We start from the raw sequence: 25,508 nt of genomic DNA, 5'->3' as shown, positions 1-25,508 counted from the left end.
CCTTATGTATACCGACACGAGTCAGTTATTTTCCGTAAACGCCGCCGCCACCGAGCGGATGGGCGACGAGCAGTCCACGGCAATTGAGCTGCTGCATCGCTATGGCGCCGGGTCCAGTTTTTTCTTGGGCTCTCCCGAGCGTACCCTGCTTGGTAGCGGCATCCGGGCTAGGTTAACCCGCCGTCCCGGAGAGCCGACAGCCGCCGCTCTGCAACGTTTGTTCGCCGATGTTGGGCAAAAAGACGATACGCCGGCTATTGCGGTGGGCGCGCTGCCGTTTGCTCCCGAAGCCGATCCGGTATTGTTTATTCCCCAGCAAATGGCAACGGCAGACCGCCTCACGCGCCACGCAATAGCCAGGACGAAAGCGACCATACGCAGTTCTGTAACTCAAGAGCGGCCAACACCGGCGGTCTATGCCCAACAGGTGCAACAAGCGTTGGACTTGATACGGCAATCGGCCTTAAAAAAAGTCGTGCTGTCCCGAATGCTGGAAGTGGTGGGCGAGAGCGATGTCGATCAGGCCGGCGTGTTACGCAATCTGGCGGCGCGCAATGCAGCCGGTTACACCTTTGCCGTCGATTTGCCCACTGTATCGGGATGTGTCCGCCGCTTGATAGGTGCCAGTCCTGAATTATTGCTGCGGCGCAAAGGCACACAGGTATTGGCCAATCCAATTGCCGGTACCGAACCGCGCAGCATCGACCCTGGCGAGGATCTGGCGCGGTCCCGCCGCTTGTTGCACTCCGCCAAGGACCGTCACGAACACGCGCTAGTGGTGGCTGCCGTAGCGGACACCTTGCGGCCCTATTGCCGCACCCTAGAGGTGCCGCCGGTTCCGGAGTTGATTGCGACGCCCCGCGTCTGGCATCTTTCCACTCAGATCTGCGGAGAATTAAGCCACTATGCCCCCAGCTCCTTTGACTTGGCCCTAGCCTTGCACCCGACACCGGCCGTATGCGGCGAACCACGCGATCTGGCTCGCCGTGCCATTGAGCAATTGGAAGACTTCGATCGCGGCCTGTTCACCGGCCTGGTGGGCTGGTGCGACGCCAACGGCGACGGCGAATGGGCAGTGACGATACGTTGCGCGGAAATCGAAGCCAATCGCGCCAAGCTATTCGCCGGCGCCGGCATCGTCGCGGATTCCGAACCTTGGCGGGAAGTGGCCGAAACCTCGGCCAAATTTCGCACCTTGCTGGACGCACTGCAGGGGGACGGCGTATGACGGCATCCGATTTCACGCCGTGGCCGGACGAGTTGGTCAGGTCCTATCGCGAACAGGGTTGGTGGCAAAACCAAACCTTGGGCGCTTTGTTACGCGAATCGGCGCAGCACTACGGTGAACGTATCGCATTGGTCTGCGGCGCGCGGCGCTGGTCGTACCGCGAGCTCGACGAACGGGCCGATCAGTTGGCGACCGGGTTTGCCCAATTGGGTTTGCGCACCGGCGAACGTGTAGTGGTGCAATTACCCAACATCGCCGAGTTTTTTGCGGTGTGTTTTGGCTGTTTTCGCCTCGGTCTGATTCCGGTGCTGGCGCTGCCGGGGCATCGTCGCGCCGAAATCGCCGCGTTCTGCCAGCTGGCCGAAGCCGCCGCCTACGTGATACCTGATCGCCACGACGGATACGATTACCGCTCGCTCGCCCGGGAAACGCGGGCCTTGGTACCGTGTTTGCGCCACGTGATCGTGGCTGGCGCGGCGGAGGAATTCGTACCTTTGCAAAGCCTTTATGTGAAGCCCTTGGCGCTGCCGGACCAGGACCCAGCAGCGGTAGCGCTGTTACAACTTTCCGGCGGCAGTACCGGAACGCCCAAGCTGATTCCGCGCACGCACGACGATTATCTTTACAGTGTCAGGACCAGTGTGGATATTTGCGGTTTCGACGCCGCTACCGTGTATCTGGCGGCCTTGCCTGTCGCACACAACTTTCCGTTAAGTTCGCCCGGCACGCTGGGCACCTTATATTCCGGTGGCCGCATCGTGCTGTTGACTCGACCCGAGCCGGACGCAGCTTTTACGCTGATCGCCGCCGAAGCGGTCAGCCATGTAGCATTGGTGCCGTCGCTGCTTTTGGCGTGGCTGGAGCGCGCGACAAGTCTGCGTCCGCCGCTTGGCAGTCTGTGCCTGGTCCAGGTGGGCGGCGCCAGTCTGGCAGCGGAAGTCGCCGCCCGCATTAAACCGATATTCGGTTGCGCACTGCAGCAGGTATTTGGCATGGCTGAGGGTTTGGTCACTTACACTCAGCTGGACGACGATACCGATGTGGTTCTGGAAACCCAGGGCCGGCCTATGTCGCCCGGCGACGAGATCCGCATAGTCGACGACGAGGACCGAGTGCTGGCCGACGGCGAGACCGGCCATCTGCTGACCCGCGGTCCCTATACCATTCGAGGCTATTGGCGCGCCGACGAGTATAACCGCAAGGCATTTACCGTGGACGGTTTTTATCGTACCGGCGATTTGGTCAGGCGCCGCGCCGATGGCAGTTTACAGGTGATCGGCCGGAGCAAAGATCAAATCAACCGCGCGGGCGAAAAGATTGCCGCCGCAGAAGTGGAGCAGCATTTGCTCAGCCATCCGCGCGTACGCAACGCGGCACTGGTGGCTATACCGGACGAACGCCTGGGCGAACGCAGTTGCGCCTTCGTTGAATTGGCCAAGCCGGACTCAGACGAAGCGCCGGCGCGAATCGCGCTAGGGCTGAAATTGCACTTACGCGATCATTGCGGACTGGCCGCACATAAAATTCCCGACCGAATCGAATTCATTGACCGCTTACCGCTTACCGCGCCAGGCAAAATTGCGAAACCGCAGCTGCGGTCGCTGGCGCTTAACCTGACACGAACACCGACATGAGCATACCCCGCATCCCGCGATACGACCTTCCCGAACAACTACCTAGCGGAAAAGCGAACTGGCGCTTGGACCCGCGCCGCGCCGTATTACTCGTGCACGACATGCAACAGTATTTTCTGGATTTTTTCGAACCATCCCAGCCGCCGATCCCGGCGCTGCTGCGCAACTGCACCGAACTGATCGCCGCCTGCCGCACTGCCGGCATGCCGGTTATGTACACCACGCAACGCGGCGGACAGGCGCCGACCGAGCGCGGGTTGCTTAACGATTTTTGGGGGCCTGGCTTAGCGAAAGATCCGGCGCTGGAACGTATTGTCGATGCTGTCGCACCCAACCCGGAAGACACGGTGTTCCCGAAGGCGCGCTACAGCGCTTTCAAGCGCAGCGACCTGGAGGCGCACCTGCGCGCGCTGGGGCGCGATCAGCTCGTGATTTGCGGCGTCTATGCCCATATTGGCTGTCTGATGACGGCGGCGGAAGCCTTCATGCTGGATATCCAAGCCTTTTTGGTTGGCGATGCGCTGGCCGATTTTTCACGCGAAGAGCACGAACAAGCCTTGCGCTATGCCGCTGGACGCTGTGCCTGCGTTCTCAGCACTCGCGATGCAATGGCCGCTTTGGAATCGCTTAGTCCCAGCCTGGACGCATTACGTCTCGAAATTGCGGAAGCGATGGCAATCAACCCGGCTCTATTGGGCGATGACGACGATCTATTGCTGATGGGTTTGGATTCGCTGGCGCTGATGACATTGATGCAGCGTTGGCGCCAACGCGGATTCGCTGCCGAGTTCGCAGAGTTGGCGCCGTTGCCGACACTGAGAGCCTGGCACGCTTTGTGGCAGGACGCCGCCGCGAAGGCAGACAGACGATGATACGCAGTCAACCCGGTCTGCCCTTAACCCAAGCACAGACAGGTGTCCTGCTTGGTCAACAACTCGCCGGCGAAGCCAGCGTCTTTTACGCCGCCGAATACACCGAACTAGACGGCCCCCTCGATTACGAATTGTTTACACAGGCCCTGCAGGCCACGTTGCGCGAAGCTGACGCGCTACAGGTCCGCATCGTCGAGATGGACGGGGCCTATCGGCAGCAGCGCGTCGAGCATCGCCCGCCGACTTTACCGGTAGCGCCCGCCGAACAGCTTAGCCAGACGGCATTCATGGCCGAACTGTTCGGGCAACTACAACAAGCCTTCAATCCCGCCGCCGGCTATCTTTATGAGCATAAGCTCTATCGCCGGGGGGCTGAGCGCCACGTCTGGCTACATCGCGCGCACCACCTGCTGCTGGACGGCTACGGCTTCCAGCTCATTGCACGACGAGTTGCCGTTTACTACGAAGCGCTGCTATCCGGCAAGCCTTTGGCAGCGGCAGCTTTTGGCACCCTGGACGCCATTTTGGAAGCCGATCAGGCCTATCAAAATTCGTTTGATCGTGAGGACGACCGCCGTTATTGGCTCGCCGAACTGGCCGGGTTGCAACCCAAGTCCCTGTCACCCCATCCCACGCCCGGAATCGGCCGCGGCCGCCGAATCGGCGGGGCCTTGCCGGATGCGGTGTGCCTGCGCCTTAAGCGCCGTGCGCTGGAGCTGGAATTGAGTTGGCCGGAGTTATTGATTGCCGGTTTTGCCGGATATTTGGCCCGATACGGTTACGGTCGCGACACGGTACTGGGCCTGACTACGATGCTGCGCGCGTCGGGGGCGGTTGCCCGCACTCCGTGCAGCGCCATGAACGTCATGCCCTTGCCACTCCGGCAGGTCGAAGAACTGGATCTAGCCAATGCGGCTCGCCGCCTGCGCCTGGATTTAGCCCGACATAGACCGCATCAACGTTACCGTTTCGAGCATTTGGAATTCGATTTGGAAGATGCCGGTTATCCGCGCGGCCTGCTTGGCACCGAGATCAATGTCATGCCGTTTGAGCCACCGTCCCGTTTCGGACCCTGCCGAGCCCTCACTCATACCTTGGCGGCAGGGCCGGTGGAAGACCTGGCTGCGGTATTCATGGCCCGAGGCGATGCTATTGTCCTTGATCTGGATGGGCGCGAGGAAAATTACGACGAGTCAACGTTGCGCAAACATTGGCTCGGCATAACCGATTATCTGGCGCAAGCGTTGGAGTCGTCTTAGTCGTCAGGCCCAGCCCGGATAACCCAAATTTAGCCTTATACTCCGGCCTCACCGAATTGACTGGGCTTGGCTATGGCTGCATTCATGCTTGATAGCGACTACGTCATAGCCTAATTGCAAGCCGCTGCGGCCGCTGAGCTGCGCATGGATGCCCGCCACGATAGACAACGCAATTTCTTCCGGCGTTTGCGCGCCTATATCCAGTCCTACCGGGCCGAATACCCGTTCGGCTATCAGCGCGGCATCGTCGCCCAGGCTTTGCAGTAATCGTTGTTTGCGATGCGCCGGACCCAGCAGACCGATAAACGCCGCCCGACACTGCACGATGGCTTGCAAGTAGCGTTGGTCGTATTCGACGTTGTGGGTCATCAGCATGATGGCATTGAAGCGATTTAAATCCAGTTGGGACGCGACCTGATCCGGTATCAGATGCAATAATTGATCGGCTAAAGGAAAACGCTCTGGCTTAATGTGAGCGGGCCGGTGATCGACCAAGGTCACGCGCCAACCCACGGATTTGGCGCAGTTCAGCAGCGGTATCGCGTCGGCGCCGGCGCCGAATATCAGCAACTGCCAAGGCGGTTGCACCGGGCCGTAAAAGGCTTTGAATTCCTGGCCATCAAGCAGATGCGTTTCGATACGCGGTTTTTGCTGCAAGGCCGTTTGCAGCGCCGCCGTGGCGAATGGGATCGGCGCGCTAGGCAAAATTGGCTGCTCGCCGACGATGGCCGCCGGCAAAAACTGGCTGCGCCCGGCCGGAAAATCCGCGTGCGCGGAATCAAATACCGTCACCAATACCCCGTGAGCTTGGGTTTCGGCGGCTTCGGCCAGCAAATTCAACGGACAAAAATCCTGCTCGGCCTTTAACAATTGCAGCAACACCCGGACAGCGCCGTTACAACCCAGGCCCAAACCCCAGATCGCGTCTTCCCCGGAACGCATATCGTAAAACAGCGTTTTGGCATGGCCGGTTGCGAACACCGAAGCGGCCTGCTCCACCAAGTCGTGTTCAAAGCAGCCGCCGCCCAGCAACCCGACCAACTCCCCCGTCTGGGTAATCAGCATCCGCGCCCCGGCCTTTTGGTAGGTTGAGCCAAAGTTTTCGAGAATGGTCGCCAGCACGCTGTCGTGCCGGTCGCGTTGCAGTTGCCGATAGGCTTCGAGCAGATGATTGATGTTATTGGCCATGATTTACTCGATTGCGGGTCTGCCGGCGATTGTAAGCCATATCAACTCCAGCTCAAATCGGTACGCAATAACGGCAATTGCCGGACCCGCACACCGGTGGCGGCGAATATTGCATTGCACACTGCCGGCGCCAATGGCGGCAGTGCTGGTTCACCCAGACCGGTGACCGGATAATCGGTTTTCAGAAAATGCACGTCCACCCGAGTAGGTGCATCGGCGATACGGATCATCGGATAATCGCCGAAATTGCTTTGCACGATCCGGCCTTTTTCGATGTTCAATTCCTGAAACATCAACGCCCCCAGACCATCGATGACCGAGCCCTGCACCTGATTTTCCGCGCCGCTGAGATTTACGATTTGCGCGCCGATGTCGGTAGCCACCACCACTCTATCGACCTTGAGCTTACCGTCTTTGGACACGGTGACTTCCGCTACCTGGGCGATGTAACCCAGATGGCTGAAATGAAAGGCTATGCCCTGCCCTTGGCCGCGCGGGAAGGTTTTCCTGCCCCAATCGGCTTTTTCCGCGACGTACTGCAATACATGCTTCATCCGATTGACATCGTACGGGATGCCTTGCTGGCCGGTACCGGGAATAAGGCCTTTATCGCCCAAGATCTCCAAACGAAACGCCAATGGATCGCGGTCGGCGGCGTGCGCTAGTTCGTCGATGAAGCTATGAAACACCCAGGCCAGCACATTACTGCGTGGCGCGCGCCACGGCCCCATCGGGATATTGCACTCCAGCGGGGTTTGCTCCAGCAAACAGTTTTCCACCCACCGACCGGGAAACTCGTCGCCGGACAGATTGGCGCCGCTGCCTAGCTCCAGGGTTTCCTTGCCGTCCTTGAGCACTTTATGCGCAAAGGTCACGAAATGGTTATACCAGGCAATCAGCTTGCCTTTATCGTCCAGGCCGCCTTTTAAAAAGTGAAAGCCGCCGGCGCGGAATTGATCGTGTTGCAGATCATCTTCGCGGGTCCAGGTCAGTTTGACCGGTACGTCGATTTGCTTGGCAATGGCCGCCGATTCGACGATGTAATCCGGTATCAAACGCCGACCAAAACCGCCGCCGCTGCGGGTGATATGCAGCGTAATTTTCTCTTTAGGAATGCCCAAGGTTTCCGTGACGATCTTCTGCCCGGCTTCCGGGTTTTGCGTTGGCGCCCAAATCTCGATGCCGCCGTCTTTAAACCAGGCCGTGCAATTTTGCGGCTCGATGCTGGCGTGCGAAATAAACGGATAGCTGTAGGCCGCTTCTACCGTCTTGTCCGCGTCTTCCAATGCTTGCTTGGCGTTGCCATCGTTACGCAACACTTCACTGCCGGCTTGTTCGGATAACTCCTTGGCTTTAGTACTAAAGCCAGCCCAACTTTGCGCGGCCGCCTGGCCTTCGTCCCACACCACCTCTAGCTGCTTACGGGCCGTGAATGCCGCCCAGGTGGAATCGGCGACTATCGCCACGCCGGGCAACAAACCTTTTAAGCTGGTGCCACCCTCGACGATAAAGGCATGTTTTACACCGGGTAGCGTCTTGATTTTATCCAGATTGGCGCTGACTACCTTACCGCCGAAGGCCGGGCATTTTTGATAAGTGGCATACTGCATACCCGGCAATTGCACATCGATACCAAACAGTGGCTTGCCGGTGACGACGCTGGGGTTGTCTACGCCGCCGATCCGCGTACCCAGCAATTTATAGTCTTTGGGGTCTTTCAGTTTCACCGATTCCGGCGCGGGCACAGGGATCGATACCGCTTTTTCCACCAATTGCCCATAGCTAAGCTGTTTACCGCTGGCCGGATGATGCACGGCGCTATCCTTGGCAAGCAGTTCGGCGGCGGGCACCCGCAAGATTTCCGCAGCCGCCAGGATCAGCATGGTTCTGGCCGTGGCGCCCAGTTTATGAAACTCCTGGTAATTGGTCGGCGTGGAACGTGAACCGCCGGCGCTTTGGCTACCGTAAATCGGGTCCAGGTCGCCCTGCACGATTGGCAGTGAGGTCTTGATGCCTTGGCCTATCTCCGGCTGCTTGCTGATCAAGGTCACCTTGCCGGTCGGTGCGATGTGGATAAAGGCATTGGGTTTAAACACGCTGCTTTCCGAAATAGTGGCCGGCTTGGCGACCCGCTTGGCTGCACTATCGGCGACATTCAGATAAAAACCCAGCACCAGGCCGCCGCCGGCCAGCGTGGATTTACGTAAAAAGTCACGGCGGCTGGCGTTTTCCAATTCATATTCGTTCATATCGACTCCTTGACAGCCAGTTCAGCGGCACGGTGTATACCGGCGCGTATCCTTAAATAAGTCCCGCACCGGCACAGATTGCCAGCCAGTTCGGCGTCTATTTCGGCGTCGGTCGGGTGGGGATTCTTTTTCAACAGCGCAGCGGCGGTCATGATCTGCCCGGCCTGGCAATACCCGCATTGCGGCACATCCAGCTCTTGCCAGACTTTCTGCAAAGGGTGTTCGCCAGTTGGATGTAGACCTTCTATCGTGGTGACCCGGCTTTGGCCGATTTTTGAAATCGGCGTCAGACAAGCCCGAGTCGGCTGGCCGTCGATATGCACGGTACAGGCGCCGCATTGGCCTATCCCGCAACCAAATTTGGTACCGACCAGATTGAGATGATCGCGCAGCACCCACAACAAGGGCGTATCGGGATTAACATCCACGGTGTGTTGTGTCCCGTTGACGTTGACTGTGTATTTGCTCATAAGAATTGATGATTGGATGGTTGTAATTATCTGGCGCGCATTCGTAGCAATCCACAGATAAGCAAAATTCGCACCTATATAGGATTGGCGTACAGCTTACACACAAAGACCATGTAAACAGTTGAATCCCAAGCCATTTATTAGAAAACTCTAGTCTTTAAAAGAACACAAGTCACTTATCGCAATCAGGCTAGCCCCCTCACCAGTCAGAAAATAGCTGATATATCAACACCAAGTCAGCAACTTTTGCTGACAGGCAAACACATAAACCCCCTATTAATCAGCATTTTTTCTTTGCAAACAACAAGTTGAAAACTGGCATATAAATTGAGTAAGTAATTAGGCGATACAACAGATATTGGATTATCTCGTATTGTTAAAACCGCTAAACTCCTAAGTTTATTCAGACTTAAAAATCCTCAGTAAACCATTAAGTATTATTCGGTTTTAAATAGTAAATTAACTAACCATTTCCCAGGGGGATATTATGAAAACGACCGTAGCATTGATTACCAGCGCCTTATTAATTGCCAGCAGCGGCGTATTTGCCGAAGAACATGCTGCCGAATCGTTAAAACATGCCGAGCATGCGGTAACCCACGGCAAAGCCGGCCATGCGGATCAATTGGTGGAGCATGCGGAAAAAGCGCTAGCTCACGTCGATAAAGCGGAAAGCGCCGCCACCGAAGAAGCCAAAGCACACATCAGCGCAGGTAAAAAATCACTGGAAGAAACCATTGCGCATGGCAAACAAAACCATGCCGAAGTGGCCACCAAACATGCCGAAGAAGCGGTAGGCCACTTCAAGGCAGGTAATATTTAAACTACTTTAACGCAATATAAATCGGACAAAACGCAGCTAATCGGCTATTGCGGATAAATACCGAAATAGCCGATTATAGATATTCAATATTTCAAAAATATTACTTACATTTGTTTGTAAAAATGACTACTTAAAATGGCAAAAATTACCAATTTGCGGGTTGGCGAAGGCAATAAAGCTGTCGACGGACTTCCAAGTGCTCATGAAGTGATTGCCGCGAAGAAAAACGCCAAACATCCTTTTGCGGCCAATAATGTATAAGGCTGGTAATGACAGCAATCAGCGACTTTCTGGTGTTAGCAATACCCAGGCTCCGGCTATGCATAGCCAAGTTGCCAGCGAACTTTAACATGCCTGTATTTGAACCAAGATAGGAAGCAAGCGTGCTTAATATTTATCGCGTCATCCTCGGCATCATTCTGGTTTTAGGGATGCCATGCACACAAGCCAGCCCCGGACCGGAAGCGGCCACGGGTCAGGTAAGAGCCAGCCTGATTGCTTCGCATACTGCCGTGCATCCTGGCGATGAGATCTTGATTGGCGTGCACCAGCAGATTATTCCGCACTGGCACACTTATTGGAAAAACCCTGGCGACTCCGGCCTGCCAACCAAAATTCAATACCAACTGCCAGCCGGCTGGTCGGTGGGCGAGATCCAATGGCCTGCGCCCAGCAAAATTGTGCTGGGGCCGGTCGTCAATTACGGCTATCACGATGCGGTCACCCTACTCTCTCCGCTGCGGGTAGCCGAAGACGCGAAACCTGGTACAGAATGGCCCATCTCAGCGAAGGTGAAATGGTTAGTTTGCGAGGAGGCCTGCATTCCCCAGGTGGTGGAATTAGCAATCCAGTTGCCGGTGGTCGCCAAGGAAGTAGCGGTCGGCCCAACCCATCCTTTGATCACAGCCGCCCAAAATTCATTGCCTGCGGTATTACCCTGGCAAGCCAGCTTGCTTGAGGGTCCGGCCGGCACGCTCCGGTTACACCTGACTGGCGAAAAACTACCTGCGCCAGACCAGCACGCGCTGGCCTTCTACCCCGACCAATGGGGACCGATTTCCCATGCTGGCGAGCAAATAACAAGCTTAGCCGACGATGGCCTGGACATCCGCTTGCCATCCGGCGACCAGCCATTATCCCCCGAACAAACACTGACCGGCGTGCTGACTGTCGCTAGCGGCGACGCTTTGCGCGCTTATCAGATCAGCGCGGTGTGGCCTGGCACGGCAAATCCCATCCAGGCCGAGCCGGCCAGCGCGTTGGCCGAGCAAACCTTGCCAACCGCCCTGTTACTGGCCTTGGCCGGTGGTTTGATATTGAATCTCATGCCCTGCGTATTTCCGGTATTGTCGTTAAAAGCCTTGGCATTGATAGAACAAGCCGCTCACGATCCCGGTAAAACTCGCAAACACGGTTGGGCTTACCTGGCCGGGATATTGATTAGTTTCACCGCATTGGCCGCTGTGTTGGTCGCGCTGAAGGCCGGTGGCGCCGGCATCGGCTGGGGATTCCAATTTCAGTCACCGTGGTTCGTGACGATACTGGCCTACTTGATATTTGCAGTGGGCTTGAGCTTATCGGGAGTATTCAATATCGGCTCCGGCATCACCGGCTTGGGCCATAAGCTGGCCACTCGGGATGGTTATGCCGGCAGCTTTTTCACTGGCGTGTTGGCCGCAGTCGTGGCCACCCCCTGCACCGCGCCCTTCATGGGCGCAGCCATTGGCTTTGCCATCACCCAAGCACCGGCGGCGATGATCGCCGTGTTCCTGAGTTTAGGTACCGGATTGGCCCTACCCTACTGGCTGCTTTGTCAATGGCCGATACTCCAGCGCTGGCTACCCAAACCCGGGGCATGGATGGAAACCCTGAAACAAGGGCTAGCCTTTCCGATGTACGCTACCGCCGCTTGGCTGATTTGGGTGCTTGCCCGTCAAGCCGGCCCGGAAGCCGTTGCCGGTGCTCTGGGCGGCTGTGTGTTGGTTGCCCTCGCTGTCTGGTTATTGCAAATTAGCCGAAACGCCACCCAAATAAAGCGCCGCGTCATCCACACCAGCGCCGGCGTAACTTTACTGCTGGCCTTGCTGGCGGGCGAACTAGGCATCCAAACCTTGTCGCAAGCAAGCTATGCAACGGACAGCAACAATCAACACTGGCAAGCCTACAGCGCTGAAAAACTGGCCCAATTACGCAGTGCAGGCAAACCGGTATTCGTCAATTTCACCGCCGACTGGTGCATCACCTGTTTAGTCAATGAACGTATTGCCTTGAGTAGCGAAGCGGTTCGCGGCGCGTTTCTCAACGCCGAGGTGACTTACCTGAAAGGCGACTGGACCAACCGTGATGCGGGTATCGCCAAGGTATTGAGCCAATTTGGTCGCAGCGGCGTGCCCTTGTATTTGTATTTCGGACCGGGAGCGCAGGAGGCGACGGTATTACCGCAAATTCTGACCCCTGATCTCGTTATCGGCGCCATTCAAGGCGCTCGTCTTTAACCATCAGCAATGGAGTATTTATGATTTCTCAGCGTTTGTTCGGATTGATGACCCTTAGCTTAATGCTGTTAATGCCGGCCCTTGCCAAAGCAGAGCCGGTGGTCGGCCAGCCGGCACCGGCATTTTCGGCGGCGGCCGCAGAAGGCGGCACCTTGAGTTTGGCGGCGCTGCGCGGCAAAACCGTGATTCTGGAATGGACCAATGCCGACTGCCCGTTTGTGCAAAAACATTACCAATCCGGCAATATTCCCAATTTACAAAAACAGGCCCAAAACCAAAACATCGTCTGGTTGCAAGTCATTTCTTCCGCGCCCGGCAAACAAGGCTTTGTCGACGCGGCAACCGCAAAAAAACTCAATCAAGAGCGCAACGCCACACCCGCCAACACCTTGTTCGATGCGGATGGTGCCGTCGGCAAATTGTACGGCGCCACTAATACCCCACAATTGTTCATCATCGATCTCAAAGGGGTTCTGCTGTATAAGGGCGGCATAGACAGCATTGCCTCGGCAGACCAAGCCGACATCGCGACCGCTGAAAATTATATTTCTTCAGCACTAAAAGAACTGGCGGCAGGTAAACCCATCAGCAAAGCCGTGACCAAACCTTACGGCTGCACCGTCAAATATGCCGGTTAATGCCTGCAGTAGCTGAAATTACCTTTGATGAGTGGGACAGTGACGCAAAACCTTGTGTCTCTGTCCTAGTCATCGCCTTATGAGCAGATTACTGTTCGCCATGCTGATACTGCTATCAGCTTGCGCTCCCCAAGACTATTTCCGTACCAATATCAGTGTAAAACCTTGTCTAGCCAATGCCGGTGCGGATTGCAGCGCCGCCAATTTAGTCGTCAACCCGCAAGATGGTTACACCTTGGGTTTCGTGGAATTCGACGACGACGGCCGTTTCTACGATCAACGCCAAGCCGACGCATTGCTGAATAGCTTACAAGCCAGTCAACAGCCGCAATATGTGGTGCTGTATACCCACGGTTGGCACCATAACGCCAAGGACAGCGATAACAATGTCCGCCGTTTCAAGGAAAGTTTGCGCGACATCAAGCTGCGCAATCCGCACTATCGGGTGATTGGCGTGTACCTCGGCTGGCGCGGCGAAACCGTGGAAACGCCCTGGTTGTGCGCCTTGACCTTTTGGAGTCGGCGGTCGGTCAGCGAACGCCTGGGCCAAAAGCAATTTCCAGATTTTTTATTAAATGTCGAGGCCATCGTCAAACACGATGCCGATCCGGATAACCGTTTGCTCACAATAGGCCACAGTCTGGGCGCGTCGGTGATGTTAAACGCCTTGCAACCGGTCTGGTTGCAACGTTTGCACCAGGGACGCGGCGATCAAGCCCGCTTCGGCGATCTGGTGTTGCTGGTCAATCCGGCAGTAGAAGCCCGCCGCTTTGCCGATCTGCGCGCGGCAGTTCGGCGAATTGCGGCAACGAATCGCCTTGAGCATGCCAACCCGCTGGTAGTGGTTGCCAGTTCGGAAGCAGATACCATCACCAAAAACATGTTTACCTATAGCCGGGCCGTGCCGGCCTGGTTCGAGTCGCTATTGGACCCGGTTGCGCAGGTGAACATACCGGGCGCTTCGCAATGGGATTTGGCCGCCACCGCCGTCGGGCATTTTCGCGGTTTTATTACCCATCGTTTGGAGGCGACAGCTACCGCATCGACAAATCAAGCCTGTACAGTCAATGCCGCTAGCGGCATTAACGCATCGCCCACTGCCTTAACCCTGGACAGACCGACGGGGATTATGACCGATGCCGGAGTTTGGCGAGTCGCGGACGGCTTACAACTGCGTCCGATGGCAGAATTGCCGATGGCCGATCCGTTATGGGTGGTGCAGACCGATAAGTATGTGCTGCCGAATCATGGTTTCATGGCGCAAAAGCCTTTCTGGTGTTTTATCGAAGCTGCTTTGAGTCTTGCCGTTAGCCATGGACCGGCGTTGGCGCGAAACTGACTGGCGTAAAGGAAGTCAGCCAAAAATATCTCGTCAAGGATATACGTATTGCCCAACGCATATCGCCACGAACTCGAAAGCAAGAAGCCAAGTGGACTCTAGCAGACCGAATCTATTTCAACCAAAGCCCTCGGCGATTTGCCAAGCCCGTCGATACCAGTCGTGATTTGCCAATTGCGCCATCTCTGCCTGATCAGGCAAGACGGCTTTGTTTAGAAACGCTGCCGTAAACGGGTGGTAGTTGCCGACACAAATATCAAAGGCCAGTCGCGCCGAATTGCTTTGGTAATGGCCGCGATGCAACATTTGCGCATCGAACAATAACGCATCGCCCGGCTGCAAATCGATCAGCACGCTTCCCGGCAAATCTTCGTGTTTTCCATGACCATTCAATTCAAAGCGCACCTCGCGTTCCAGATGGTTGTCCCAGCGGCGATGGCTGCCGGGTATTAAGGCCATGCCGCGCTCGGGTAACAGCGGCACCCGCAGATGCAGTGCCAACAATTGGCCTTGCTCGCTTTGCTGTGCCTCGTCTGTGACCGTGCTGTATTGCAGGTCCCGGTGCCAGTAAGGCAATTGCTCGCGGTCCAACGGATTGAAAAACAATTGGCTATTATGAAAATACAGTTCGTCACCGAATAACCCCGTCAGCCAACCAGTAACCGCTGGCTGGGTGATCCAGGCAAACAAAGTCAGACGTTCCGCAGCCTGTTCCTTGAAATACCGGCTATCGGTCAGGCTGTGCATGTTCAACAGACGATTGGCGCGGATTAAATCGCCATTTTCCGCCGCCCATTGCCGATGTATCCGTTCGACCATGGACTGTAATTCCGCCATGGCTTCCGGGCAAAATAACTGCCTGGCGATTAGATAGCCTTGCGTTTGGTAGGTATCGAGATCGGGTAAATTGTGGGTCATGCGCGGCAATAGCCCAGATCAAAAGGCCTACAGTATGCAGCTTAGGCCGGCTATGTGCCAACGCCCCTACTACTTTGGTCTGGCATCGCCCGGATACCAAAACTGGCTGTGGCATTGCTCGCAGGCTTGTTCGACTTCGCCGCCGGCTTTTTCCAGCTCCTCGACGTTTTTGGCGTCTATCGCCACCAGTAAACCTTGTGCGGCGCTTTGCAGGCTTTGCGAGCGTTTTACGAATTCCTGACGATGCTCGGTGATTAAGGTTTTGATCGCAGCGGGTGTCAGTTCCGCACCGCCGCTGGAAGTAACTGAATTGGCAGCTGCGACGGGCCGATCTTCGATCAACAGCAGATTCGCCGCTTCAGTCACGGCCAGGGCGTGTTGCCTTAGCAGTCGCCAATCTTCGTCGGTTCGCGGCTGGCGCTCTTCCGTACCGGTGGCCGTACTGACCGAGGATACCGAGTTCCAGACAACATCAATGTTCGGATCGATAATTGAGGTCATGACCTCTTGCAGCGTTGCCACCGGTTTGAAAGGAATGGGCGGCGCGGCAGGTTCGGTTGTAGCCGGGTTGCAGGCCATCATTAGGCTAGCAGCCGTGATGCTGCAGACAAGCACTTTTAAACATAAATTGGATGGTTTGAACATAGGCAATCCCGTTGCGAATAAGGAAGACGCAGGCTTTATGGCGGTGCGTTTTGATATTGAAAAGGCTGAATTGGCGTTAAGCAAAAAAGCCGATAAAACGCCCGGCGAACGCCACGCCCAGCCACAGGCTCAATGCCAGGCCGCCTGTGGCTTTTGCCAGCCAAGTATGGTGTGAGTGTGACCTAGCGACCCACCGATAGAGCGTGAAATACACCAGCAAGGCAAGGCTCAACAGGATGAATTTGGCCCAAAAGAAATCGTTGGGATAGTAGCTGGTGGCGGCCGGGATGAAGATCAGCAAGCCGGATACTACTAATAGCGTCAAACCGGTCCAGAACAATTTGCCGGTGCTGCGCTGGATTTGCGCCAACGGTACGCTGCTTAGGCCCAAGCCCAGTAAGTTCAGGCTGGTCAGTATCACCGACGCCAGCAACAAGATCATGCCGGCGATATGGCCCAGCTCCAGTAAGGCGCAGAACAAATGGTCCAGACTGCCGACGAAGCGGCCAAACCCGCTGGATTGCAAAGCTTTGAAGAATTCGAGGATAGACATAAAGCTATTGGTAGCTCAAGTAAGGGATCAAACGGCCGGCGATGACTACTAGACTCCATAAGGTCAGCGACGTGAAGTCGGCAAACCGCACCGCAACCGGTAAGGTGGACTTGTCGCCCCAATGCCCGACATCGCGGCCCCATTTCAATTCAAACCACAAGGCATTGATGCCGGCCAAGGCGATGAAGCCCAGTTTGTAAAAAAATACCGGCAGCGTGATGATTTTTGCCGCCGTCGCCACGAACAGCAAAATCCCGGTCGCGAAGATGACTAAAAATCCGCCCAGCAACCAGGGTCTAAGCGGATGCAAAACTTGCCCAACCGGCAACTGCGGCAGAAACAGGCCGAGCAGGCGCAGGTCGACAAAAAACAGCAAGCCCAATGCTAGCGCCAAACCAATCAAATGCAGGCCTTCGATCAAGGGAAACATGTACACCGACTCGCGCAGCGCGGTACCGAACTCGGAGTCGTTAAGTAGTTGGGCAAATTCGACTAATGACATGATGAGCCTATTTTTTCGGTTCTTCAGCGGCGACCAGACCGAAGCCGCCATTGTTCTCGGCACAGACACGTTCGTATTGATCCAGGATAGGTTCTTTCAGCGCCACCTTGCCGGTGTAATTGGCTGGCTCAACCTCGAAGTGCCAGCCGTTAGGCTGATCTTTGGCGGTCCATTTGCGGGCCGGCACCGTCACGGTAAACGGCCGGGTATAGACGGTCGGGTCGGTTAACACGGCTTCGTAGGTGTAGCGGTCGCCGTCATTGCTAAAGATGTAGCGCTCCTGGATATGGCCGTTTTCGCTGATAAATTCGCCGGAGCGGCCGAACAAAGCTTTACCGTTTTGATTGGTGACGTCCACCACCAGCGTGTTGCCTTCCCAATGGCCGCGCGAGTCGCCGTTCCACAGCTTGATGTTCTCCGGCAAATGCGGTTTGCCGTCCAGGTGAATGATGCGGGTGCCCGAGTTGAATTGAAACAACACATAACCCGGATATTGGCTGATTTCGTAACCGTGCCAAAACAAGGATTTGGGAATGCCGCCCGGTGCGCAGCGGGCCAAGGGTTCGATGTATTCCGGTTTGACCGGGTCGTGGAAATGGGCTTGAAAATTCTTCACTTTTTCCAGCGCCCAAGGCTGAAACGGCACTTGGCCGTCGGCGGGGTCGCTGACCCGGCTGGGTGCACGTTCCTCGCGCGGACCTTTGGCTATCCGGTTGGGATTGGGATCGTTAAGGATGCCGCCCTGCGGGTCGGTAAAGTTGTTGTGGTTGGCGATGGTGTTGGACCAATGGCCTTGCACGTCCGGTTGGCCGTCGGCGGTTTTCGGACCGGTCCATTTGCCGGAAACGATTTTCGGGAAACTTCTTTCCTGTTCGATGCCGGGGCCGCCCAGTTTCAGCGGTTTGGTGGCCGGCTTAGCTGCCGGTGCTTCCGGTTTTTTGGTCTCGTCCGCAGCGTATAAGCTAGGCGTGGCGGTAAGCATTACGCTGATTGCCAGCCCGGAAACTAGCGCCGAGCGACTTGCATTAATGGGTGTCATAACGTCCTCGTCTGGTATCCGGCTTTAAGGTTTATTCGGCTTGGGCGGATAAGCGTCGTCGTAGTCCAGCGTAAAGCGGTAGTCCTCGATCAACTGAAAATCCTTCTCCCGGTGCCGGTGCAAAATCACCGATAGATTTCAGGGCTTGCTAAATACCTTGTGGTCTTCGACGGTGGCCTTATATTCGACGGTGTTGGGGTCGATAAACGCCCATTTTTCGACGACATGCAGGGCATCGCTGTGATAATTGCCGGCCCGGTCGAACCAGGTCTTGTCGTTAAAATGCTTGACGTCGACCACCAGCGTATCGCCCTCCCAATGCGCGCGCGAATCGCCCAACCACCAGTCGTAAGGGTCTTTCGGATGATCGGTTTCGTCGGTATGTATGGTCCGTACCGAATGACCGAACTGGTGGACTAAGGTCAGGTCTTGTTTGCGCTGGAAGATTTGAAACGGCTCCGGGTAGTAAATGCCGCGCGGCACACCCAGCGTGTAGCCTTTAAGCGCCGGGTCCAGCGTGTCGCGCGCCGCGAAGTTTTTCTGCTTTTGCTCCAGCGCGGCAGGCAAATAAGGCAGGTAATGGCCTTCGACGATGCCGGCGCCGGGCGGGGCGTCCTTGCGGTTGCTGTGCGGTTCCAGGTCGTAATCGGCGGCGCTGGTGGTTTGCCAGATGCCGGAAAAAATCGGGTTTGCCGTTGGCAAGCCGGGGGATTTTAGGGCCGGCCGCACCGGCGTCGCCGGTAGCCAGGAACAGTAAAATCAAGCCGCTGGCCAGCATCAGCGCAATCTGTAGCGATGACGGACCATTATTGGGTGAACTCATTGAGGGTATATTCCGTAATATTTATATTCAAACAAATCCGATTCGGTTTATTGCGCCTGGCCGTTGGCTTGCGTCCCCGGCGCATCCTGAGCGCCGCCGGTTTTAACGCTACGGCCGTCGGATAGCACGGTGGTCACCGCGTAGCCAAAATCCTTGCCGTTCTTGGCGCGATAGCCTTGGATGGTGACTTCGCTGCCGACCGGCAGGCTGGCTTTGGTGATGCCTTTTTGTTTCAGGCTGAACGGCGCGCCGAATTCGAATCCCCAATTCTTGGCGCTGCCGTCGGTTTGCTTGACGTCCAGATACAGCCAGCTATGCGGATTGACCAGTTCCAGCTTGGTGACCACACCTTTTAACTCGATGGGTTGTTCGGCGTCGAATTCGGCGGAAAAGGCGTGGTGGGCATGGGCTGGCGGCGCGGTCAGGGAAAGTAGGCCGCCAACAAATATCACGCTTACCAGTTTGCCTTTCGTGTTCATTCGATATGTCCTCCGCTAAATCGCTAAAAAATCAAGCGTGGAAAATGGTTTGCTTTACTTTCCACGTCATTGCCTGCATTCAGCAAAAACTAGGCCCATAACCCATAACAACGCGATAATCAGGAGTATTTATTTAGCTAAGCCACTGTTTTAGCGTTAATTACTTTGCGAACAACGACCAAGTGACGATCAAAAACAGGAGGACGATTTATCGGTGAGGACAACTGCCGTGCTGTTAACGCAGCAGCGGAACAACATCCTTCGAGCAATTGTCCGGCGATATGCCCAAACCGCGTATGCGCACCGAAAATATACCCAGCGGCACCGCCGAAAGCTTTGGCTGTACCCCGCCGGGCTAGAGGGACATCCACAAAGTGCTCGGCGGTACGCTGCACGCTTCGTCGGCACCTCCACGGGATTGAGATGTGTCGACGCACCACTCGGCGGTAACCATGAGGCGATTTTGCGTGCCGCCAGGACACTCGGCAACCGGTCCGACTCAGGTACCTGTTTGACGGGTCAGTGCCGCCAACGCCGGCCCGCATGAATTCGACAGCAAACTACCGGATTGGCGTGCGAATGGATTAGCCCGACAATCCGGATGGTTTGGCTGGCGAGGATGTTTCCGAGTTGGCGTGCTGGGTTCTTAGAATCTGAATGAGCGGCATGTCCGCAACTGAGCTGGCGACATCGACTAGCCAGTTCAGATGCAATTCTGGTCATCGATTCCGATAGGATTCTACTGGTAAAAAAATGTCGGACTTTGAGAGTGGCGAACTGTCACGATCGACCCAAACCCGCCACTCAACCACAAACAAACTCTATGTCTGCTTAGCTGCAGATAGCTGCCAAACCCCTTACAGGTTTGGCAGACTTATATTGATGCCTATCTATCTTGCAGTTTTTCTAAACAAAAAACTTCGCCGCCAGTTTTAGAGCTTCCTCTATGCCGTTGGCTACCTTGGTGGCTATTTTCACGGAATGAACGATTTGCTCGATATTTTCTTTTACTTGCTTCAAGCGCACGATGGTGTTTTCAGCAAGCTGCTTCAACTCTAGGTATTCATCCGATCTACTTTTTATGTCCTCCTGATTCAGTTCGGTCAGAATGTGATAACAGGCGTCGGCTAGTGCGGTGATTTTATCGCCTGTAGCTTCATCTGCTGTCGACCAGTAGGCTTCGCGTAGTGCACCATGTAGATTGAAAATTGCGGTGTATAACGCTTGTTGTTCGTTTTCAGTATCGGTGGTCATCAGTGTCTCCTATCTGTTGTTATTTTTTCAAAGACTTATAACGGGCGCTCACTCGCTCGGCTTCGCTTTTCAGCAAACCAATCAAGCTATCCAATTCAGGTGCGTCATCATCGTAGGCTGTCAGCAATTTGCCGTGGGCAGCACGCAGGGTGCCCAGTGATTTATAAATACGTTCCAAGGTGTGATCGGCTTGTTCCTGGTCTTTGACTAAGTCTAACCAAGCTACCACTTCAGCGCGTTGTTCAACACTAGAAAAGCCGTTGGTTGTAGTTTTACCGGGCTTGGATTGACGGGAAATCCAAATGAAACGGTCTGCTAGGCGCTTATCGTAAGCTGCATATAATTGACTACGTAAACCACTCACCTCACGTTTGGCGCCAATATCTTTCTGCAATAAGGTCGTAATACGGGCAATTGAGGCATCGGCGTCACGGATGATCACTTTAGTTTCTTTAGTGCGTTTGTAGTCGATAAACAGTCTGGCAATTTCATTGATGCCGGTTGCCAATATACCGACATCGTTTTTGGTTAAGGGGCTACTTACCCCCAACAGATTTTGTAAGTCGGAGCTACTGGATAGACTGTTTAATGCGGCAGCAAACTTATCCACCTCGGCATCCAGATTTTGTTGCGGCGTGTCGCCCATAATTTCCGCCAGCAACCCGGCGTAATCGGCAAGGACACGCAGAACCGCCGCGCGAGCTTCGTATTGGTCATTGTCCAGAAATGGTTTTGAAACTGCCTTTGGGTCGACTTTGCCGCCCTGGCTGATAATGCCAACCGCCTCATCGGTAGCGGTTGCAATGTAAGCCTGATTAACCTGTTTAAACGCATCGGCGACATTTTCGGAAACATCGGTAGTAGCCGTCGCAAATGCTGAAATGCGTTGCGCGGTGTTGGGCGGGGTACAAGCCGCCAAGCACATAATCGCGGAAAATGCCCACACCGCAGATTTTGAAAAAGTTGGTTTTCGCATAGTCCTATCCTTTTAAAGTAGTTTGATCAAAACCCTGGCCTCAGTTAGCTTTAGCATCGTAGGAAATCTTGTGTTGAGTTTGCTTAGCCAACTCAGCATCGAAGGCCACTGGATCGTTGATTAATTTCATAGCCGCATTCATATGCCAGCGGCCCAATTCGCGGTAGGCGCCGTAACGTTTGGCATCGGAGTTGGCGGTCATGCCGGCGGTCGAATCCTGCGGGAATTTCCCCAAGCCATGATGCTCTTTATCGGTCGGATCGTAAGAATCGGCGATATAAGCCGCCACTTCGCATAAACCGGGGTTGTTTGTTTCATCACAAACGCCCTGCTTCACCAAGCCATCCTCGTTACATAATTCAGGTTCTCGATTTTTGTCACACCTTTGTACTTTCACCTGTTTACGCTCTACATCGACATACTGTGTTTTGATTTCATCCAGATTAATGGCCGGTTTCAACAAAAACACTTTGGCGTCTATCTCACTATCCTGACTACTGTCGCAAGTATTGCCGGTGCCTTTACGAATACAGCCGACCAGCACTTTATGCTGCCAGTCATAAATCGAATAATGTCCGCTGGTTGCAGGTCCATTCACATTGCGTACCTTATCGCCTGGATTATTGGCTGACTCGCCAACCAAGTTCAAACAATGATTTTCCAGGCCTTCCAAGCCTGGGATGATTAATTTTCGCGCGTCGTTAGGGTCTATTAAGCCCGACTTATCAACCTTGGTACCATATAAATTTCTTATCCTTATTTCGTTATGCAACAAGCACACATCCTCAAGATCGCCTTTTTCATCTTCGGCGCTATCGGCAATAAAAATATTCTTCATGCCGGCTTCAATCAGGCTGAATGCGCCCAAGTTGTCATTATTGCCGCCATCCATCAAATGCATGTATGACGAACGGGTTTTATCCTCGGTTTGCCCACCCAAAATGCGTAAAGCACCATCGGTATAATACAAAGGAAACGGCAGTGTATTGTGCAGATAGCGCCAGCCTTCGGCGACATTTGGATTATCTATATCTTTCCCCCAATCCTGGCCGGCCAAGTGTAGAAAAATTGCCGAGAAAAATCTTAAACCCCACTTTTGCGAGAATACCGATTCATTGGCGTCGGCAAATGCAGCGGAGGCGGTAACGGCGTCCAACAAATCCAAGTCGAAGCGGGCATCGCTCCCGGAATCTTTCATCTGAAAATCGCCGTATAAGCCAGTTCTAACCCCATAGGGCGACATTTGCATGGTGTACTGAGTAAAATCGCGCTGTCCGGGCAAAGACCAACCCAAGAAGCTACGTTTCCTGCTGGCAGTAGCGTTGATAAACCAGGTTGGGTATTTAATGTCTTTGGCTGAATTCAGCGTGTTTTCTAATTGTTGAAACGTCAGTTGACGGGCTTCTTTAGCTCGATCATTTGCTTGGCAATGCAGGAAATAGCAAGGTTGTTTATCGTCGGCAACGTCGTTGATGTCATCAATATCTTCCTCAAGATTTACGAATATGCTGTTTGTCGGATACCAGGCATAACTGCTCCAAATCCCCTCTTGATAGGCATGCCGGGTGCGAGACAAATTCACCGGCCAGTCGAATACCGTGCGGGCAATAAAATTGGGCACAAAAATGGCGGCCGTTTCAGCAACCAGTTTCAAGCCGGTAGCAATCTCATTGTCATCCTCTTTACCGTCCATGCCTGGCTTGCAATCGCTTTGCAGAACATCTTGCCGGCAGCGAAGATACTGCTGGAATTTGAACTGCTCTTTTTGCTGTTGAGTGGCAAGGTTGCAAAAAGGCCTAGTTTGGTTGGCATAACCTGGCAATACTTGGCTGTAATGCTCCGGCATGCAATCGGCAAAATAGTCCGTGATTTGCGGATTGCCAGGGTCTTGATCATGCAACATCAACTTGCTGTACAAAAACAACGAGGCGTAGCTGCCGCCGGAGACGCTAGAGATGGCGTCGAATTGGCTCAGGCCTTTGCCGCCATTGCTTTGCACGGCAGCCGCCAACACCCCCATTGCGTAAGACGCCGCCTTGGTGCCGCCGCCGGAAAAGGCCAAGCCGATCTTTTGGGGGTTGCCTGCGGTTTGCTGAGGGCCTAACAACTTTTCGGCGGGAAATTCCGGCGGCGTGACGGATTGATTCGCGCAGGCGCTGAGCAGCAAGGCCACGGCAATGCTCAAGACGGACGGGGTGATGGGCTTCATGCAAAAAACCTCAAAAGTGTGGTACGCCCAGCGTTTGGCTTAAAGGGCGTGGGTAGTAAAAAAAATCCGGCGCTAACGCGCCGGACGGTAAAGGGAAAAGCATAAAGCGTAAAGTTAAGGGTCCTGGGCGAGACGGAAGCCGAGGTAGTGAAGGCGGTAGTTGGCGTAGTACCCGTCGCGGTACGACGAACGTTGGTAGCTCGGTCCGCTATCACGGGAACCGCCGCGTAACACACGCAGGGAACAGTCGCCGTCATAGCACGAACTGGTCCACTCACTAACATTACCACTCATGTCGAACAAGCCCCAGGCGTTGGGTTGCTTTTGCCCAACCGTGTGAGTGCTTCTACCCGAATTTTCATCATACCAAGCTACCGTGCCAATACTATCGGAGCCACAGTACTTGTGGCTGCTACCGGCCTGACAGGCGGCATACCATTCGTCCTCGGTCGGTAAGCGGTGGCGTTTACCGGTCTGTTGATTTAAGCGCTGGATGAATTGCTGGACATCGTCCCAACCGACTTGTTCCACCGGGCAGTTGTTGCCGCAGGTACTGAAGTAAGATGGATTGTTGCCCATGATTTTTTGCCATTGGCCTTGGGTGACTTCGTATTTGCCCATCAAGATGCCGTTGGGCAGTTTGACCATTTCAATGCCCCTATCGTCGGCTTTGCCCAGCTGTTTGAGCATGGCTTGAACTTGCTCGCTGTAAGGACCATTTGCACCGTATTGCGCCAGATAGGCTTCCAGTACCGGTTTGGCTTGCTCGAGTTTTTGTTGTTGAAACAGGCTAAGGCCGTACAGAAAACCGAACGATTGCGGCAACGGGCTGTGTTGGCTTTGCAGTTGTTCCAGATAGCGCTCGGCTTGGGCGTAGTTTTTAGCGGCCAGGGCTTGCGTGGCATGGGTGGCGAGTTGTTCGGCGCTGCCGGCGTGGGCGTTACTGGCAAGCAGACTGCCGGCCAAGAGGAAGATAATCAGTCTGTTAGGCATAGTGATGCGCATCCATGTTGAAAATAAAACGGGGTAAAGATTAAAACCCTTAATCGCGCTTGCCACTGCCGGGGTTGGGCGGGGGCGGCTGGTTGGGGTCAATCGGGTTGGTTTGTTTGAGCGTGTCTTTACCGAACTCGCTGAGTTGTTTGGGTAAGCTAGGCTCAGGCGATGCTTGTAGGGTAGTGGCGCGGCAAACGGCAAGGTTGCCTTTTACTTCGCATTGGCAATCGGCATCAGCGGCGGGCAACTGGGCGCGGGCGGCGTTGCAGGCTTGATCAGCACTGTTGCCGGCGCTGGTGGCTGTTACGGTTTGCAGCGGGGCGTTTGAGGCAGCTGCGCCGTTGGTTTTGGCGGCAAATTCGCTGTCTTTAAAGGCCTTGGCCGGTTCCTTGGCGTTAGCCGGTAAGGCGGCGATAGCGATGCGGCATTGAAAGCCGACTGTGTCGGTCATGGGTTCGCATTGGCAATCCCCGCCATTGTTGGCAGCGACTTGGGCGCGGGTACAGGCACTGGCTTCGGTTTCGCCGTTGGCGGTGGCGTAAATTTGAGCGCCCTGTTGTTTATAGCTGCCGTATGGGTCTGGGAAAGGTACTTTGGAATTAACACTGCGGCCCCAGATTTTATATTGGCCAGTGCCTTCGCAAGTCCACCAGTTGTGTTTAGCCTGCAGGTTAAGCGCAATGCCAACGCCGCAGTTCCAATCGCCATTGCTCATTTGCAGGCAATAGCGGGCGTCCATCGGTGCATCGCAACGGTTGCTAAAGTTGATGCGAATTCCATTGGGTTTGGTACATTCCTTGCCCTGGATGATTTCGTCGACCACGAAGCAGGCATCGGGGTCGGCGGCGTAGAGCTTAGGCGTAAACAAATATAAGATTAAAATCAGATAGCGCATTGCGGTATTTCCCCGGGTGAATAG

Annotated in this window: 24 protein-coding genes; 9 read left to right on the top strand and 15 right to left on the bottom strand. The window is 54.9% G+C overall.

Annotated elements, in window-relative coordinates:
* The first annotated feature begins 4 nt into the window (after positions 1 to 4).
* The 4 genes from ACWAU0_RS17235 to ACWAU0_RS17220 are packed head-to-tail and all read left to right on the top strand — an operon-like array spanning position 5 to position 4,993.
* Entirely contained in the window at positions 5 to 1,228 is a 1,224-nt protein-coding gene (locus tag ACWAU0_RS17235; RefSeq protein ID WP_458137397.1) for an isochorismate synthase, read from the top strand.
* A complete protein-coding gene (locus ACWAU0_RS17230; RefSeq protein ID WP_458137396.1) occupies positions 1,225 to 2,862 on the top strand; it encodes a (2,3-dihydroxybenzoyl)adenylate synthase in 1,638 nt (545 codons plus the stop codon). Before ACWAU0_RS17235 ends, ACWAU0_RS17230 begins: the two co-directional genes overlap by 4 nt.
* Positions 2,859 to 3,734 (top strand): isochorismatase family protein, encoded by an 876-nt coding sequence (locus ACWAU0_RS17225; RefSeq protein WP_458137395.1) that lies wholly within the window; start codon positions 2,859 to 2,861, stop codon positions 3,732 to 3,734. Before ACWAU0_RS17230 ends, ACWAU0_RS17225 begins: the two co-directional genes overlap by 4 nt.
* Positions 3,731 to 4,993, top strand: coding sequence for a condensation domain-containing protein (locus ACWAU0_RS17220; RefSeq protein ID WP_458137394.1), 1,263 nt, complete (start codon positions 3,731 to 3,733; stop codon positions 4,991 to 4,993). Before ACWAU0_RS17225 ends, ACWAU0_RS17220 begins: the two co-directional genes overlap by 4 nt.
* A gap of 48 nt (positions 4,994 to 5,041) precedes the next feature.
* Here ACWAU0_RS17220 and ACWAU0_RS17215 read toward each other — a convergent pair whose 3' ends face one another.
* From ACWAU0_RS17215 to ACWAU0_RS17205, 3 genes are read right to left on the bottom strand one after another with little or no spacing between them, the layout of a single operon-like run.
* Positions 5,042 to 6,181: an XdhC family protein gene (locus ACWAU0_RS17215; RefSeq protein WP_458137393.1), complete on the bottom strand. Its 1,140-nt coding sequence runs from the start codon at positions 6,179 to 6,181 to the stop codon at positions 5,042 to 5,044.
* Positions 6,182 to 6,222: 41 nt separating this feature from the next.
* Complete coding sequence (locus tag ACWAU0_RS17210; protein ID WP_458137392.1) at positions 6,223 to 8,430, bottom strand: xanthine dehydrogenase family protein molybdopterin-binding subunit; 2,208 nt, start codon at positions 8,428 to 8,430, stop codon at positions 6,223 to 6,225.
* Positions 8,427 to 8,900, bottom strand: coding sequence for a (2Fe-2S)-binding protein (locus ACWAU0_RS17205; RefSeq protein ID WP_171695535.1), 474 nt, complete (start codon positions 8,898 to 8,900; stop codon positions 8,427 to 8,429). Before ACWAU0_RS17205 ends, ACWAU0_RS17210 begins: the two co-directional genes overlap by 4 nt.
* Before the next feature lie 487 nt (positions 8,901 to 9,387).
* Here ACWAU0_RS17205 and smbP point away from each other — a divergent pair, with 487 nt between their 5' ends.
* The 5 genes from smbP to ACWAU0_RS17180 all read left to right on the top strand — a co-directional run bounded on the left by smbP (position 9,388) and on the right by ACWAU0_RS17180 (position 14,195).
* Complete coding sequence (smbP, locus tag ACWAU0_RS17200) at positions 9,388 to 9,723, top strand: small metal-binding protein SmbP (RefSeq protein ID WP_458137391.1); 336 nt, start codon at positions 9,388 to 9,390, stop codon at positions 9,721 to 9,723.
* 135 nt (positions 9,724 to 9,858) lie between these two features.
* Positions 9,859 to 9,984 carry a hypothetical protein gene (locus tag ACWAU0_RS17195; RefSeq protein WP_458137390.1) on the top strand — a complete coding sequence of 42 codons (126 nt, stop codon included), beginning with the start codon at positions 9,859 to 9,861 and terminating at the stop codon, positions 9,982 to 9,984.
* 122 nt (positions 9,985 to 10,106) lie between these two features.
* The gene (locus ACWAU0_RS17190; RefSeq protein ID WP_458137389.1) at positions 10,107 to 12,218 is read left to right on the top strand and encodes a protein-disulfide reductase DsbD family protein; all 2,112 of its coding nucleotides are present in this window, start codon (positions 10,107 to 10,109) and stop codon (positions 12,216 to 12,218) included.
* Positions 12,219 to 12,238: 20 nt separating this feature from the next.
* Complete coding sequence (locus ACWAU0_RS17185; protein ID WP_458137388.1) at positions 12,239 to 12,856, top strand: redoxin domain-containing protein; 618 nt, start codon at positions 12,239 to 12,241, stop codon at positions 12,854 to 12,856.
* Positions 12,857 to 12,935: 79 nt separating this feature from the next.
* The gene (locus tag ACWAU0_RS17180; protein ID WP_458137387.1) at positions 12,936 to 14,195 is read left to right on the top strand and encodes an alpha/beta fold hydrolase; all 1,260 of its coding nucleotides are present in this window, start codon (positions 12,936 to 12,938) and stop codon (positions 14,193 to 14,195) included.
* 117 nt (positions 14,196 to 14,312) lie between these two features.
* Here ACWAU0_RS17180 and ACWAU0_RS17175 read toward each other — a convergent pair whose 3' ends face one another.
* The 12 genes from ACWAU0_RS17175 to ACWAU0_RS17120 all read right to left on the bottom strand — a co-directional run bounded on the left by ACWAU0_RS17175 (position 14,313) and on the right by ACWAU0_RS17120 (position 25,484).
* On the bottom strand, positions 14,313 to 15,113 hold the full coding sequence (locus ACWAU0_RS17175; protein WP_458137386.1) for a phytanoyl-CoA dioxygenase family protein: 801 nt from the start codon (positions 15,111 to 15,113) through the stop codon (positions 14,313 to 14,315).
* 69 nt (positions 15,114 to 15,182) lie between these two features.
* The gene (locus ACWAU0_RS17170) at positions 15,183 to 15,695 is read right to left on the bottom strand and encodes a cytochrome c (RefSeq protein WP_523070814.1); all 513 of its coding nucleotides are present in this window, start codon (positions 15,693 to 15,695) and stop codon (positions 15,183 to 15,185) included.
* A 139-nt stretch (positions 15,696 to 15,834) separates the two neighbouring features.
* Positions 15,835 to 16,311 (bottom strand): DUF6644 family protein, encoded by a 477-nt coding sequence (locus ACWAU0_RS17165; RefSeq protein WP_458137384.1) that lies wholly within the window; start codon positions 16,309 to 16,311, stop codon positions 15,835 to 15,837.
* Between the two features lie 4 nt (positions 16,312 to 16,315).
* Complete coding sequence (locus ACWAU0_RS17160) at positions 16,316 to 16,813, bottom strand: DUF6644 family protein (RefSeq protein WP_458137383.1); 498 nt, start codon at positions 16,811 to 16,813, stop codon at positions 16,316 to 16,318.
* A 7-nt stretch (positions 16,814 to 16,820) separates the two neighbouring features.
* The gene (locus ACWAU0_RS17155) at positions 16,821 to 17,852 is read right to left on the bottom strand and encodes a hypothetical protein (protein ID WP_458137382.1); all 1,032 of its coding nucleotides are present in this window, start codon (positions 17,850 to 17,852) and stop codon (positions 16,821 to 16,823) included.
* A gap of 138 nt (positions 17,853 to 17,990) precedes the next feature.
* Positions 17,991 to 18,581, bottom strand: coding sequence for a hypothetical protein (locus ACWAU0_RS17150; protein ID WP_458137381.1), 591 nt, complete (start codon positions 18,579 to 18,581; stop codon positions 17,991 to 17,993).
* A gap of 141 nt (positions 18,582 to 18,722) precedes the next feature.
* A complete protein-coding gene (locus ACWAU0_RS17145) occupies positions 18,723 to 19,154 on the bottom strand; it encodes a DUF6152 family protein (RefSeq protein ID WP_458137380.1) in 432 nt (143 codons plus the stop codon).
* Between the two features lie 906 nt (positions 19,155 to 20,060).
* Positions 20,061 to 20,408, bottom strand: coding sequence for a hypothetical protein (locus ACWAU0_RS17140; protein ID WP_171695575.1), 348 nt, complete (start codon positions 20,406 to 20,408; stop codon positions 20,061 to 20,063).
* A 19-nt stretch (positions 20,409 to 20,427) separates the two neighbouring features.
* Positions 20,428 to 21,384 (bottom strand): hypothetical protein, encoded by a 957-nt coding sequence (locus ACWAU0_RS17135; RefSeq protein WP_171695576.1) that lies wholly within the window; start codon positions 21,382 to 21,384, stop codon positions 20,428 to 20,430.
* A gap of 40 nt (positions 21,385 to 21,424) precedes the next feature.
* The gene (locus ACWAU0_RS17130) at positions 21,425 to 23,593 is read right to left on the bottom strand and encodes a patatin-like phospholipase domain-containing protein (RefSeq protein ID WP_458137379.1); all 2,169 of its coding nucleotides are present in this window, start codon (positions 23,591 to 23,593) and stop codon (positions 21,425 to 21,427) included.
* Positions 23,594 to 23,707: 114 nt separating this feature from the next.
* Positions 23,708 to 24,586: an SUMF1/EgtB/PvdO family nonheme iron enzyme gene (locus ACWAU0_RS17125; protein ID WP_458137378.1), complete on the bottom strand. Its 879-nt coding sequence runs from the start codon at positions 24,584 to 24,586 to the stop codon at positions 23,708 to 23,710.
* A gap of 49 nt (positions 24,587 to 24,635) precedes the next feature.
* Positions 24,636 to 25,484, bottom strand: coding sequence for a hypothetical protein (locus tag ACWAU0_RS17120; RefSeq protein WP_171695579.1), 849 nt, complete (start codon positions 25,482 to 25,484; stop codon positions 24,636 to 24,638).
* Between the last annotated feature and the right edge of the window lie 24 nt (positions 25,485 to 25,508).

The sequence above is a fragment of the Methylomonas sp. Uni0009 genome (assembly GCF_054188105.3).
This window is presented reverse-complemented; position numbering and strand designations above follow the sequence as displayed.

Bases quoted from the DNA above. Each gene is read 5' to 3' on its own strand.
- ACWAU0_RS17235 (WP_458137397.1), top strand. From the start codon at position 5: ATGTATACCGACACGAGTCAGTTATTTTCCGTAAACGCCGCCGCCACC.
- ACWAU0_RS17230 (WP_458137396.1), top strand. From the start codon at position 1,225: ATGACGGCATCCGATTTCACGCCGTGGCCGGACGAGTTGGTCAGGTCC.
- ACWAU0_RS17225 (WP_458137395.1), top strand. From the start codon at position 2,859: ATGAGCATACCCCGCATCCCGCGATACGACCTTCCCGAACAACTACCT.
- ACWAU0_RS17220 (WP_458137394.1), top strand. From the start codon at position 3,731: ATGATACGCAGTCAACCCGGTCTGCCCTTAACCCAAGCACAGACAGGT.
- ACWAU0_RS17215 (WP_458137393.1), bottom strand. From the start codon at position 6,181: ATGGCCAATAACATCAATCATCTGCTCGAAGCCTATCGGCAACTGCAA.
- ACWAU0_RS17210 (WP_458137392.1), bottom strand. From the start codon at position 8,430: ATGAACGAATATGAATTGGAAAACGCCAGCCGCCGTGACTTTTTACGT.
- ACWAU0_RS17205 (WP_171695535.1), bottom strand. From the start codon at position 8,900: ATGAGCAAATACACAGTCAACGTCAACGGGACACAACACACCGTGGAT.
- smbP (WP_458137391.1), top strand. From the start codon at position 9,388: ATGAAAACGACCGTAGCATTGATTACCAGCGCCTTATTAATTGCCAGC.
- ACWAU0_RS17195 (WP_458137390.1), top strand. From the start codon at position 9,859: ATGGCAAAAATTACCAATTTGCGGGTTGGCGAAGGCAATAAAGCTGTC.
- ACWAU0_RS17185 (WP_458137388.1), top strand. From the start codon at position 12,239: ATGATTTCTCAGCGTTTGTTCGGATTGATGACCCTTAGCTTAATGCTG.
- ACWAU0_RS17180 (WP_458137387.1), top strand. From the start codon at position 12,936: ATGAGCAGATTACTGTTCGCCATGCTGATACTGCTATCAGCTTGCGCT.
- ACWAU0_RS17175 (WP_458137386.1), bottom strand. From the start codon at position 15,113: ATGACCCACAATTTACCCGATCTCGATACCTACCAAACGCAAGGCTAT.
- ACWAU0_RS17170 (WP_523070814.1), bottom strand. From the start codon at position 15,695: ATGATGGCCTGCAACCCGGCTACAACCGAACCTGCCGCGCCGCCCATT.
- ACWAU0_RS17165 (WP_458137384.1), bottom strand. From the start codon at position 16,311: ATGTCTATCCTCGAATTCTTCAAAGCTTTGCAATCCAGCGGGTTTGGC.
- ACWAU0_RS17160 (WP_458137383.1), bottom strand. From the start codon at position 16,813: ATGTCATTAGTCGAATTTGCCCAACTACTTAACGACTCCGAGTTCGGT.
- ACWAU0_RS17155 (WP_458137382.1), bottom strand. From the start codon at position 17,852: ATGACACCCATTAATGCAAGTCGCTCGGCGCTAGTTTCCGGGCTGGCA.
- ACWAU0_RS17145 (WP_458137380.1), bottom strand. From the start codon at position 19,154: ATGAACACGAAAGGCAAACTGGTAAGCGTGATATTTGTTGGCGGCCTA.
- ACWAU0_RS17140 (WP_171695575.1), bottom strand. From the start codon at position 20,408: ATGACCACCGATACTGAAAACGAACAACAAGCGTTATACACCGCAATT.
- ACWAU0_RS17135 (WP_171695576.1), bottom strand. From the start codon at position 21,384: ATGCGAAAACCAACTTTTTCAAAATCTGCGGTGTGGGCATTTTCCGCG.
- ACWAU0_RS17130 (WP_458137379.1), bottom strand. From the start codon at position 23,593: ATGAAGCCCATCACCCCGTCCGTCTTGAGCATTGCCGTGGCCTTGCTG.
- ACWAU0_RS17125 (WP_458137378.1), bottom strand. From the start codon at position 24,586: ATGCCTAACAGACTGATTATCTTCCTCTTGGCCGGCAGTCTGCTTGCC.
- ACWAU0_RS17120 (WP_171695579.1), bottom strand. From the start codon at position 25,484: ATGCGCTATCTGATTTTAATCTTATATTTGTTTACGCCTAAGCTCTAC.